This is a genomic window from Vibrio ruber DSM 16370, from assembly GCF_900163965.1.
GTDB lineage: Bacteria > Pseudomonadota > Gammaproteobacteria > Enterobacterales > Vibrionaceae > Vibrio > Vibrio ruber.
Genome location: NZ_FULE01000008.1, coordinates 18,535 through 30,951, shown reverse-complemented (window position 1 = coordinate 30,951; position 12,417 = coordinate 18,535). Strand labels below are relative to the sequence as shown.

At 44.8% G+C, this 12,417-nt stretch carries 8 protein-coding genes and 1 pseudogene; 4 read left to right on the top strand and 5 right to left on the bottom strand.

The window, feature by feature from the left end; translation table 11 throughout:
* Window positions 1–10: 10 nt before the first annotated feature.
* Entirely contained in the window at window positions 11–1,186 is a 1,176-nt protein-coding gene (locus tag VR7878_RS02025; protein ID WP_077332952.1) for a carbohydrate-binding protein, read from the bottom strand.
* Window positions 1,187–2,071: 885 nt separating this feature from the next.
* Here VR7878_RS02025 and VR7878_RS02020 point away from each other — a divergent pair.
* The 4 genes and pseudogenes from VR7878_RS02020 (at window position 2,072) to VR7878_RS02005 (ending at window position 7,183) form a co-directional block, all read left to right on the top strand.
* The gene (locus VR7878_RS02020; protein WP_077332950.1) at window positions 2,072–4,429 is read left to right on the top strand and encodes a glycoside hydrolase family 3 N-terminal domain-containing protein; all 2,358 of its coding nucleotides are present in this window, start codon (window positions 2,072–2,074) and stop codon (window positions 4,427–4,429) included.
* Between the two features lie 552 nt (window positions 4,430–4,981).
* Window positions 4,982–5,386 (top strand): annotated as a pseudogene (locus VR7878_RS02015) (type II toxin-antitoxin system HipA family toxin); the annotation flags it as partial.
* Window positions 5,387–5,544: 158 nt separating this feature from the next.
* Complete coding sequence (locus VR7878_RS02010) at window positions 5,545–6,027, top strand: helix-turn-helix transcriptional regulator (protein ID WP_077332946.1); 483 nt, start codon at window positions 5,545–5,547, stop codon at window positions 6,025–6,027.
* Between the two features lie 277 nt (window positions 6,028–6,304).
* Window positions 6,305–7,183 carry a HEPN domain-containing protein gene (locus VR7878_RS02005; RefSeq protein ID WP_077332944.1) on the top strand — a complete coding sequence of 293 codons (879 nt, stop codon included), beginning with the start codon at window positions 6,305–6,307 and terminating at the stop codon, window positions 7,181–7,183.
* A gap of 417 nt (window positions 7,184–7,600) precedes the next feature.
* On the opposite strand, the gene VR7878_RS21225 is transcribed toward VR7878_RS02005, so the two are convergent.
* The 4 genes from VR7878_RS21225 to VR7878_RS01990 are packed head-to-tail and all read right to left on the bottom strand — an operon-like array spanning window position 7,601 to window position 12,415.
* Window positions 7,601–7,765 (bottom strand): hypothetical protein, encoded by a 165-nt coding sequence (locus tag VR7878_RS21225; RefSeq protein ID WP_162841936.1) that lies wholly within the window; start codon window positions 7,763–7,765, stop codon window positions 7,601–7,603.
* Between the two features lie 15 nt (window positions 7,766–7,780).
* Entirely contained in the window at window positions 7,781–8,494 is a 714-nt protein-coding gene (locus VR7878_RS02000) for a zeta toxin family protein (protein ID WP_077332942.1), read from the bottom strand.
* 58 nt (window positions 8,495–8,552) lie between these two features.
* The gene (locus VR7878_RS01995) at window positions 8,553–9,284 is read right to left on the bottom strand and encodes a M48 family metallopeptidase (RefSeq protein WP_205409403.1); all 732 of its coding nucleotides are present in this window, start codon (window positions 9,282–9,284) and stop codon (window positions 8,553–8,555) included.
* The gene (locus VR7878_RS01990) at window positions 9,284–12,415 is read right to left on the bottom strand and encodes a type I restriction endonuclease subunit R (protein ID WP_077332940.1); all 3,132 of its coding nucleotides are present in this window, start codon (window positions 12,413–12,415) and stop codon (window positions 9,284–9,286) included. Before VR7878_RS01990 ends, VR7878_RS01995 begins: the two co-directional genes overlap by 1 nt.
* Window positions 12,416–12,417: the final 2 nt, after the last annotated feature.

Sequence of the window (12,417 nt, the reverse complement as noted above, 5' to 3'; positions counted from 1 at the left end):
AAGCCAAACGTTATAACTTGGTTATCCGCCACCAGTTCAAGTTAAAGCCTCCCTGTTGGGCATAGATTCCAAAGTTATAAGTCCCGGCGTTGATATGTACGGTATGTGATAAAGTCTTCCACTGATCCCAGCCACCGGTGGCACCGATATCGATATAGCCTAATACCGTTGCACCGGCTGAGTGATCCAGCGATAAACGACCGCCACCGTTTAAGCTTGAAACCCGGTAGTCAATACGATAGTTGCCCGAAGTCGGAATTTTGATATTGCTGTAGGACATCCAGTCACCGGTATCGATCCAGCCAACGCTGTCACCACCGCCGACATCATTACTCGGCCCGGTTCCGACACCTTTCATATCGGTGTAATCTTCAGCTTCAATCTGTTTGGGAAAATCATCTGACGGCTCATCGGAGGGGTGATCGGCATCGCGGTAAACCCGGACATAATCAACATACATTTTTGCCGGCAGTTTGCTTTCATCAATATTGAATCCCGGCCACTGGCCACCAACCGCCATATTGAGTAATAAGAAGAAATCGTTGTGTAACTCTTCGGTACCGCCGGCATTATTGGCAATGCTCATCACATGGTACATATTGCCGTCGACATACCAGCGAATCTCGTTTTTATCCCACTCGATTGCATAGTTATGGTATTGACTTACGTCGAGGTTATAGCTCGGGCTGGAGTAACTCGCGTGACCATTCTCCTCCCAGTGTGCAGTGCCGTAGATTTGGCTCTCGGTATTGATATGTTCCATGATGTCCAGCTCGCCGCAACGCGGCCAACCGACATTGTCAATATTACTGCCAAGCATCCAGAATGCAGGCCACAGACCGCTGCCATTCGGTAAACGAATGCGGGCTTCGACACGACCATAACGGAACGATGCCAATCCCTGAGTTTTCATCCGTGATGAGGTGTAGCGAAACCCATTCACATCTTCACGTTTGGCGGTAATCACCAAATTCCCTTGTTCAACCGTGGCATTTTGTCGCTGGTAATATTGCAACTCCTGATTTCCCCAGCCGTTGCTGCCATTACCGGTCTCAAATACCCAATCGGGACCAATACGATTGGTAAATTCATCCTGCCAGACCAGTTGCCAGTCCGCACTCATCGCTGAGTGCGAAAACAAAGCACACCCGATAAAGCTCAATGCCGTATTTAATTTCACTTTCATTATTTATCCTCAATCAACATGTCGTGATCAAATCAAGCCAGACATAAACATCACAATCATTAAAACTCTGGGAAGCATAGCAACATGGATATTCACTTATTTGCGCATCACATCAAATTTTGACATTTATTCAATGAATGCTTCCGCAAAATAATCACAAAAATAAACTAAAACTATCAATTAAATGAATCCGGACATGTAATTAATAACAATGTCATTTTCATTTATAACCCGATATATAAAAACTTATTTTCATTATTTTTAAATATACTGAGCGATATGATATAGAGAATAAAAATCAGCAGATGCATAAAATCTGAACATCAAGTTATCAGGCAAGATCGTGCATTGGCCTATGCTACACAAACACGCAACACAAACACGCTGCACAAACACAGAGAGCACAAGTATTGCTGAGCTGCGGGGTCAGGAGGAAAACAAACTACACAACAATATTCCCGACACCACCAGAATCAAACGTTATTCGTCATCTGTTATTTAATCAATCACAAATAAATATGTAATTTTAAAAACCGTTCAAGCGATGTTCATTAAAAATAATAAACAATCACAAATACATTGATGAATAGATAAACATCTCATATATTGAATGTTATTATTATGTATTATTTTATTTTAAACCCCACGACTTACATGTTACATCAACATTTTATTTAAATAATATCATTCCTTTACCGTTATCATCATGATTCAGTAGCGGAGATTTGCCTCACAAAAATATGTCGTGCTACTACGGTTTTTTCTATTTGAATCACATTTACAAAATAACGTAACCTGATCGTGAATTTGAATAAATGCAGCTTTGCAAGACTGAGTCAAAATGGGCGAGTCTTCAATGGAGTTTTCAATGATAGGAATTTGTTTATGTCAATTTACAAAGATGCGAGCTATACAACGTCTGAGCGTGTTCATGACCTACTGTCACAGATGACAATCGAAGAAAAAATCGCGCAGTTAGGTGCACAATGGCTGATACTCGATGAACAAGGCGATCACCAAGAGCGTGAACTGGAATTCTCGAATCAGACTGTTTCTCGCTCTGTCAAAGAAAAGCTCATGTATGGCCTCGGGCAAATCACTCGCCCTCTCGGAACACATATTGTCGATGCCGTGGCCGGTGTCAAAGCACTCAATCAGCTGCAAAAATATCTGGTTGAAGAAACCCGGCTGGGGATTCCGGCAATTGCCCATGAAGAATGTCTTGTCGGCCTGATGGCAAAGGGCGCGACGCTGTACCCCGCTTCTATCAATTATGGTCATACATGGAACCCGGATTTACTCGAACAAGTCGCACAAGATATCAGCCGTCAGGCAAGAGCTGTCGGCGCCAAGCAGGGGCTGTCACCCGTGTTAGATGTGTCTCGTGATGTCCGCTGGGGACGTACCGAAGAGACATTAGCCGAAGATCCTTACCTTGTCGGTGTCATGGCCACCAGCTATGTCAGAGGCTTACAAGGCAAAGACCGGGATTTTATTGCCACGCTGAAACACTATGTCGGTCACTCTGCCAGTGAAGGCGCGCGGAATCATGCGCCGGTCAATATCGGTTTTAAAACACTCAATGATACGTTCCTGTTACCATTTGAAATGGCGGTAAAACTCGGCAAAGCGGGCTCGGTAATGCCGGCTTATCATGATATTGATGGTGAACCTTGTCATAGCTCGGCCTACTTGTTGACTGAGATTCTGCGTCACCAATGGGGCTTCGACGGCTTAGTCGTGGCTGACTACGGCGGTGTTGAGCTGCTGAGCGAACATCATGCCACCGCGACAGACCGCGTCGATGCGGCAGCACAGTCCTTTAACGCCGGGCTTGATGTTGAATTACCGGACGACACATGTGCCATTTACCTCACTCAGGCTATTGAACGCGGCTTGATTACCGAAGCAAAAATTAATGAAATTGTTGCACGCGTTTTGTCAGTTAAATTTGAACTCGGTTTATTTGAAAACCCTTACACCCCGGTTCCGACTGAAGCATTGCATAATGAAGTGAGTGAAAAATTAGCTTACCAAGCAGCGGCTGAGTCCATTGTATTGCTGAAAAACGATGGTCATCTCCCGCTGCCTAAGCAAAGTAAAGTCGCACTGATTGGTCCGACGGCCGATGATCCTATGGCACTACTTTCCGGCTATAGCTTTCCCGTCCATCTCATTTGGGCCGGTGTCAATGCCAGCGAACGCGTGGCTAAATCGATTAAAGAAGCCTTAGCGGAACGGGTCAATCTCGTAGGGTATCAAAAAGGATGTGACATTCTCACCAAACGTGAAAGCGGTGCGCCGGTATTCCCCGGGGATGTGGATATGGCGGTGACACAAGACAAAGTCTCCCCCGTCAGCCTAGATACATCCGCGATTGCCTCATCTGTGTCGATAATTGATGATGCAGATGTCGCAGTTGTATGCGTCGGCGATCTGGCAGGTTTATTCCAAACCGGGACCATCGGTGAAGGCTCGGATGCAGATTCGCTCAACCTGCCGGGCGTCCAGCAACAACTGCTCGATGCGGCTTTGGATCGCGGTAAACCCGTCGTCGTCCTCGTCACTGGTGGCCGGCCATATCATTTGGGACGTGCTGAAGACGAAGCCGCAGCCATTGTTTACGGCTGGGAGCCGGGACAAGGCGGTGCTGACGCCATCGCAGATATGCTGACAGGCGTGATCAACCCAAGCGGCCGCCTGACGGTGTCGATCCCGAAAAATATCGGTGCAGTGCCCTACTTCTACAACCATAAACTGAAAAGCTCAGGCACCCCGATCGCATTCCACTTTGGTTCTCAGTTCAACTTCGGCTTTGGGCTCAGTTATACCCACTTCGATTACAGCAATGCGACACTTGCCAAAACTGAATATGATTTTGATGAGTCGGTCGCGCTGTCAGTCACTATTACCAATAGCGGTGAGCGTGATGGTGCGGAAGTTGTGCAATTATACGTGCGGGATAAAGTCTGTTCCGTTGTTCGTCCGGTGAAGGAGCTGAAAGGTTTTAAAAAGGTTTTCCTGAAAGCCGGAGCGCAGAAAACCGTCACCTTCCATTTACCGGTGGATATGCTGAATTTTACCGATGCTTCCAACCAACGGGTCGTTGAAGGGGGTGAGTTTGAGCTGATGATTGGCCGTTCCTCACAAGAGATTGAATCGCGCCACACCATTGAGGTCTGCTCAGGTAAAAAAGTGCTGCCGCAAGCATGGCACATGATTTGTGATGTCACGGTAGAATAAGCCATATTCCGGCTTCGGACATTTGACCGAAAAAACAGAAAGCAGAAAGAAGAAAGCAGAAAGAGGGGTCAGCATGTCATGCTGCCCCCTCTTCGTGATGATAATCCATTCCTCGTCAATGCCAGAGGTTACAGCGCTCCGTCAGTGGTACTGGCGCAACGGTTATATCAGCGACTACGATATTCTGGTGATCGTCAACCGCCCGTCATTGGTCGAAAATTACGCGGTGTGACACAGTGCCGAAGAGCAGATCGCGCGTCGGGTCACCTCTGCCCCACAGGGTTCTACCCAGATTTTACGGACACACCTATAACCTAGCCCAAGACTAACTAGGGGAGCAGGTCAAAACAATTAACGCCCCACTCCCTATCGCAGCTTTCATAGCTAAAACAATCCATTCTGCTCATCAACAATTTTGACTTACATCCTATGAGTAATAATTTACTCATAAATAGTCTTACTACGCATTAATGAGTAAGTTTTTACTCATTACTTGAAAAAAAATGACTTTAAGAGTAAAGTTTTACTCATTGATAAGTAGAGGTGTTGTCGATGGAAGAACTAACCGTACAAGCTTTTATCAGAGGTGAATGGATAGATATTGGTATCATCTCATTCCCTAAAAGTAGCCAACATAATTTCCGAGTGACTGAACTCAACTACCTCAGCGACTATGCGCTAGAACATCACGATAAAGATGACTTTCACGCTGTTTCACTAAACCACCCTGTCTCATTCTTTTTTGATGACATGGGTAAACCTGGATGGTTAAAGTTTCTAGACGATATTATGCCTAGCGGTGCTAGTAGACGGTACTGGGTTAAATACCTAGATATTGAAGACCTTAGTTCTGATGAACAAGACTATGTTTTGCTCAAGTTTGGCACAATGTCGCCTATTGGTAACTTAAGAATAAAAGACTCTCTTCCTGAGCGCTACGAAGTAGCGGACACCTTATCTGATCTCGTGCCAAAAGAAGTGTTATTACAAGAGCTAGAGGTTACTGCAAGTAAATGCATTGACTTAAAGCAGAGACTAGCGTTACGAGGAGTACCAGAACAAATCTTGGAGATGCCAGCCGTTGGACTTAATTATATACCAGAAAAGCTCACTAAATGGGGGCTACTATGAATAAGCCAAGCAATAAAGAGTCCGTACAAGATACGGTGGCTCGTCTAAGAGCAAACCGAAATCAACATCAGCCCAAGACTGGGACGAATGCAACTCATTCGACCAAAGAACGATCGCAACTTAATACTCCGACTAGATCGAAAACCTCAAAAAACACCAAAGCAGTAAGTGCAGCAGAACGCAAAACCGAGGCAAACAAAATCATCAAACACTTATTGCTTGGAGAGCTAACACAAGGCCGAGCGTTGAAAAGTTTGCGCATTAATATACTGGGACTCAAACAGGATGTGTTCGCAAGACTTGTCGATGTCTCAAGAAAAACACTCTCAGATATAGAGAATGATCGGGGCAGCTACAATACAGAGATTCTCAACAAGGTATTCAAACCATTTGGCTTAAAAGTCGGAATGCTACCGTCTTCTCCCGCTGTGTTAAAATCGCTATTAATAGATGGTGAGGCTGGGTAAAATGTCCTGTATCTGCTTTCTTATGCTCAAGGTATCCGACTTGCCTCCAAGTGGCAGCGCAATATATCCCACAAGCATTAGAAAAGTATGATTTTTCCTGAATTGTGTCGCAAAGTGCCCTTGCGTATATCGCCACCAACACCAAAATCGCTCACGATACCGACATCAAATCACAGCCGGGTATCACCATGACAAAACCGCAAATCATCAACAAAAACAACGCCGCCCGATGCGGTAACGGTTTGTTTTCCCTCCGGCTCATAGTAGGATAACCGCGATGAAAACAGCACTCGACCACCTCCCGGAGCGGAAGCAACAAGAACTTCATACCATCACCACCGTATTACGCGATACGCTGGATGATTTCTTACGCAACAAAAACGGCAGTAAAGCTGAGTTTCGGATCCTGAAAATTATCCTGTTTGGCAGCCATGCCAAAGGCACCTGGGTCAGTGACCGCCCCAACGGTTATATCAGCGATTACGATATTCTGGTGATCGTCAACCGCTCGTCATTGGTCGAAGAGTACGCGGTGTGGCACAGTGCCGAAGAGCAGATCGCGCGTCGGGTTAACTCCGCTCCACTCGGCTTGATCGTCCACACGCTCAATGAAGTCCATCAGCAACTCCAGCAAGGTCACTACTTCTTTAAAGATATTCGGGAACAGGGTATTGAACTGTTCAGCGCCGATAAGCGGGAACTGCCCACGCCGGGGAATTTAAGTGAGGCCGAGCGAGTGGCAATTGCCAGTAAACACTTTAGCCACTGGTTTGAAAGTGCTGAACAACATGAAAAATATTTCAAAATTATGTTCGAGAACAAAGACTTGAATCTCTCAGCATTCATGCTTCACCAAGCCACCGAACGCTTTTTTGCTTGCACCCTATTGGTGTGTACCAACTATCTGCCTAAAACCCACAATATTGAAAGCCTGCGCTCGATGTGCGCCCAGCAAGACCCGGCCTTTGCCGAACTGTTCCCGATGGAAAACAAGTTCCACCGTCGCAGCTTCCAGCGCCTCAAACGCGCCTACATCGATGCCCGCTATTCCGAACATTACGAAATCACCGCCGAAGAGCTGACGTATTTACAAAGTGAAGTGGACAAATTACGGGAGATGACGGAACGGGTTTGTCGCGGGAAGATAGCACCCTAGTTGCTTTGTCGTGATCAACTCAAATTGTAGTGATCAACTCAAATTGGACTGAGGTGCTTGGGTCCAGAGACTTGGGACAATAAGGGCTAGCCACTGAATATCTTCGGTAAACGGATGAACGACTGCCGGATGCAACAACGGTCCTTGTTAAGCTCGCAGAATCTATCATTCACACAGCGGATTGAAAATGATGTCACTGAAAGAGTATCGAGCGCTTAAAGTGGCGGTTTAAACTGCCCGTTTTAGTCGGGGCAACGACAGCCATGACCTCTTTCAATCGAATCAAACGTATGGTGGTCTTGCATATCATCACCTCTCGCTATTGGGTTAGTTCAAGGTGATGATATCTATGAATTTTTTAAAATCCAGAAACAACAAAGCCGCTTAACAGCGGCCTTGATAAAATTACGTTTTATTCTAACGACAAACACGCTGATCAGCTTTTGCGATCATTTCTTGCTGTTCTTTAATCGTTTCTCTTACCACTTTATCGAAGAGTTTACGTTTCTCGCTTGATGAAGCATGACGAATAAAATCAGAGAAAGGTGTGGATTTAACCTTTTCACGTTTAGTACCGATCATCCTTTCCTCCTTATCTTATGATTGTCTTAATCCGACGATGGTTTCGAGAGATTGGCGATTGTACTTTTTGCGTAACAATGCGTCAATGTCAGTCACATTAAAATGAGGTCTTTCGTTCTTGCCGTCAATATTTTTCTCAATGAACATAATATCGATGTCAGAACCAAATATTTTCTTTAATTCACTAACGACTTGTTGCGATTGCATAAACTGAGTCACAAACACATCTTCAGGAACTCTTCGCCCTTCAACTCTTTCTCGTGCTTTCACCAAGCGCCATGCTTGTTCTGGCTCCTGATATACAAAGATAATTTGTACATAACGTCCACGCTTTAAAGAACGTTCGATATTGTCTTTTGCTTTTTCAAAGCTAGACAATGTTGAATCTAAGATAAAACTTACATCCTTTTTTAAAGCACGATCATGAATCGCCTCTACCAGAAGAGTAGCAGGTCTTTGGAACAACGATGAATTCTCTCCATGATAATCCTCGAACTCTTTACGAAGCTCATCATTTTCGATATGGACTAGCGACATACCACTTTGAGTTTTAAACATCCTCAAAATATTACGTGCTGTTTCAGTTTTTCCTGCCCCGGGAGAACCTGCCATAAAAACAGAGACTGCAGATTCTTCCTGAGGCAAATGATCAACCATTTTCTTAGCCAGAGCCTTTTTGATTTTTTTAGCTTCAGCAATTGCCTTATCGGTAATCTCTTGGTCATTCATTGCGGGTGTCCCATGACAAATTACTGGTTAGTTCTCTTCATTAATAAACAATACAGAATCAATAACGCCAATCCTCATACGCCAAAGGCAAACTATTAAGCAAACTACGCCGCTCTCGCCAGTTAGGCATAAATTGATCCATCAGATGCTTGAAGCGCTCATTATGATGACGTTCGAGTAAATGAACCATCTCGTGAACCAATATGTATTCCAAACATTCAGGTGGTTTTTTAGCGAGTTCTGAATTCAACCACAATCGTTTCGCTTGAATGTTACAACTGCCCCATTTGGTCTTCATTTTCTTCACACCAACCGCACTCACACTGATGCCTGTTTTTTGCGTCCAAAAAGGGAGCAAATTTTCGAGCGCTTGATGAACTTCATGACGATAAAAATGATTGAGCAATTTAACCCGATTATCCGTTGTCGTATTGGGTGTCACTTTCAGTTCTAACCATTCTGTATTTTTCACCTTAACAGCGTGCTTGGCTGAACTGACAACAACATCAAGCCGGTATTGGCGTCCCCACACATAATGGCTTTCACCACTTATCATCTCTCGGGTGGTCTGGCGAGGCTGTGCTGCAAAGTCAGCTTGCTGCTGATGAATCCACCCCAATTTATGAATGATCGCCAAACGGATAGCATGCTCACTCGTATTCTGTGGCACAGATAAACGGACATGTCCATTCGGAGGTAATACACTTAAATGAATGTTCTTGATTGATTTCCGATGGACTTCGACCTCAATACGACCAATCGTCATAGTTGAACAGCTATCAGCCGGCATCAATGGTATTCCTTCTGAGCTCTAAGCAGTTTCATGACTTCGTCAATGTCGATATCATATCCGACCGTTTCGTTATTAATCGCACGGGCTATTTCACGCTCTTTAAAACGATCCCCAACCCAATCCGCTTTCTTCGTATAACGGACAGCCGCATCAATCTTTGCAGTCAACACTTCATCATTGCCTAAATTATCGTATAAAGATTGCTTCGCCATCGAATCGATTGATGCCGGATAATGGGCACTTCGATTTCCCGCTGGATTTTTCACTTTCTGCGCTAATTTACGAATTTCTTCCAAATACGCCTGATAGTCGAGTGCCTTTTTACGACGTAAACGAATAATTTCATCCAGTAGCACCGACATTTGATCATAAAATTTCGGGTTAACCGGATTCTCATCCACAATGGTTTTACGCACGTTATTCTCAATGGCTTCCGCCATCGCATCTTCATCGTCACGAATCCCTTTGGGGACAGATGTCATATCTTGCTTGTTGATGATCAAATCAATCAGACCAAACTCCTCAAAATCCATCAAGAGCTCACTGCCATCCGCACGAATATACATATCCAATAAATGACGCATCGCAGGTTCAAAACGTTTGCTGTCCAGAAGATCACCACTCGCTACTTTCACTTCGTCACGGATTTTTTCATAAAATGCCACTTCTTTGCGAATCGCTTCCGCTTGCAGCTCAGTGTAGCCCGCCTGAGTCATCTCATTAGCGAGGTTGACGTAAGCTCGCAATAACTTCGCAACGGATTGATACAGAGCCAAACGTAGCGCTTCTTTCTCACTTCGTTCATCGGGATCAGTCGGTTCAACACCAGACTCACCACAAAAATAATGAATAAAATCCGTCGTTGCCCGCGGTGCTTTCACGGGTTCACATAATGCCCGCACCATTTCCAGCGCAACATTGAGATCCGATTTTGCGCCCACGAGCCGATCTTTCAGCAATCCGGCAACATCATCGTGGTCATAACCATCAAAGACTTCATTGGTATAGTCCTTGATCGCCTTATCTAATGAACGAAACAAGTCTTTATAGTCAACAATATGGCCGTACTCTTTATCTTCACCATCTAAGCGGTTCACCCGGCAAATGGCCTGAAACAGACTGTGATCCCTCATACTTTTATCAATATAAAGATAGGTCGCCGATGGCGCATCAAAGCCCGTTAACAGTTTATCGACCACAATTAACAAACGCATTTGTCCCGGTTCTTCAATGAAGCGTTTTTTGACTTCTCTTTCAAACTCTTCAACTCGCTTCGCAGCATCGTCTTCGCTTTGTTCGAAATAATCAGCCAGCATTTTACGATACGTATCGTACTTAAAGAGCTTCTCGGTCAGCCCTTCCCCCGTTTCCTCCCCCTTAATTGTACTGGGGGCTGGTTTATAACTGGTCACAATAGCGCACTTGCCATTCAGATCCGTCCGGCTGAACAAATCGTAAATCACACAAGCTTGATGAACACTGGCACATACCAACATCGCATTACCGCGTCTATCCATCAAACGGGGCTTGGTTTCCATATCCATCAGAATATCACTGACGAGTTGTTCTAAACGGGAGCGACTCGAAAGCACTTTCTGCATCGTGCCCCATTTTTGTTTGAGCTGCATACGCGCCAAATTCGACAGACCTTTGGTTTTCGCATCAAACCATTGATCCACTTTCTTCTGTGAGGTTAGATGTTGGTCAATATCACGCGCTTCATAACGTAAATCCAACACCACCCCATCTTCAACGGCTTCATTAAATTTATAGGTATGAATATAAGGCCCGAACACCTCTAAGGATTTTTTCTTATCCTTTTTCATCAGTGGTGTACCGGTAAAACCGATAAACATCGCATCAGGCAAAAACTCTTTCATTGCCTCATGCAATTTTCCTGATTGGGTACGGTGACATTCATCGACAAAAACAAACAAGTTGCCTTTGGGTTCAAACCCTTTTGCAGCGGCTTTTATCTCTTCAATATAACGCTGAGTCGCTGCATCGTTTTCATCTTCACTCAGTGCCTCGCCATTACGTCCAAACTTATGTACGAGAGAACACACCAACCATGGGTTTGTTTGCCCTAAAGTCGCCAGAAGATCCGCGCCACTTTGGGTGCGGTAGATATCTTCATCGACGCCAGTAAACACCTTTTCAATTTGTTCATCCAACTCAGTGCGGTCGGTAATAATTAAAACCCGTGCATCACTGACATGCTCACGAATCCATTTGGCCAACCAAACCATAGTGAGACTTTTCCCCGAGCCTTGGGTATGCCAGATAATGCCGCCGTTACGATGCTGCACATGCTTTTTCGCCGCAATAACACCGAAAAACTGATTATGGCGGCAGGTCTTTTTTACCCCGGAGTCAAAGACAATAAAATCGTGCACAATCTGCAAAAAGCGCGCTTTCTCGCACAGTTGAGCAATATGAATATCTAAAAGTGTATCGGTCTGAATATGTTTATGGGGTAATGTGTTTTCAGTTTCGGCCTCTTTCCACTCAAGATAATATTTCTCAGACGTTTCAATCGTGCCGTAACGTAATCCCTGAGTATCATTGCCGGCCATCACCAACTGCATGGTGGTGAAAAAACTACGAATAAAGGATTTCTTCTGATTATCGAGATTCTGACGAATCCCTTCAGCGACAGAGACCGAGGAGCGTTTCAGTTCAATGACACCCAACGCAATACCGTTCACATACAGCACGATATCCGGTCGTTTCTTGTGTTCGCCTTTCACCGTCACTTCCTGAGCAATCGCAAAATCATTGTTCTCAGGGTGGTTCCAATCAATTAACCACACGGTTTGATTTTGCTCACCTGCCCCTTCTTTCTCTTTCACGCCATAACGCAACAAGCGATAAACCTCTTTATTGGCGTCAAAGAGTTTTTTGCCTTCTCCCAGAGCCGCAGCTTTATCAAGCTTATGCAGCGCACGGACGATCAAGGCATTCGACACCCCTTGTTTTTTAAGCCACTGGGTTAATCGCTCCGTTTCTATATTGTTATTTTCCGCGCGATATTCCCAGTTGCCTAAATAGTCATAACCCAGTTGATCCTGAAAAAATTTCACCACTCGGTTTTGTGTGACGCGCTCTTTTTGTCCAACTACGCTCATGG

Excerpts from the sequence above, each read along its gene's own strand:
- VR7878_RS02025 (WP_077332952.1), bottom strand. The coding sequence starts at position 1,186 with ATGAAAGTGAAATTAAATACGGCATTGAGCTTTATCGGGTGTGCTTTG.
- VR7878_RS02020 (WP_077332950.1), top strand. The coding sequence starts at position 2,072 with ATGTCAATTTACAAAGATGCGAGCTATACAACGTCTGAGCGTGTTCAT.
- VR7878_RS02010 (WP_077332946.1), top strand. The coding sequence starts at position 5,545 with ATGGGGGCTACTATGAATAAGCCAAGCAATAAAGAGTCCGTACAAGAT.
- VR7878_RS02005 (WP_077332944.1), top strand. The coding sequence starts at position 6,305 with ATGAAAACAGCACTCGACCACCTCCCGGAGCGGAAGCAACAAGAACTT.
- VR7878_RS21225 (WP_162841936.1), bottom strand. The coding sequence starts at position 7,765 with ATGATCGGTACTAAACGTGAAAAGGTTAAATCCACACCTTTCTCTGAT.
- VR7878_RS02000 (WP_077332942.1), bottom strand. The coding sequence starts at position 8,494 with ATGAATGACCAAGAGATTACCGATAAGGCAATTGCTGAAGCTAAAAAA.
- VR7878_RS01995 (WP_205409403.1), bottom strand. The coding sequence starts at position 9,284 with ATGCCGGCTGATAGCTGTTCAACTATGACGATTGGTCGTATTGAGGTC.
- VR7878_RS01990 (WP_077332940.1), bottom strand. The coding sequence starts at position 12,415 with ATGAGCGTAGTTGGACAAAAAGAGCGCGTCACACAAAACCGAGTGGTG.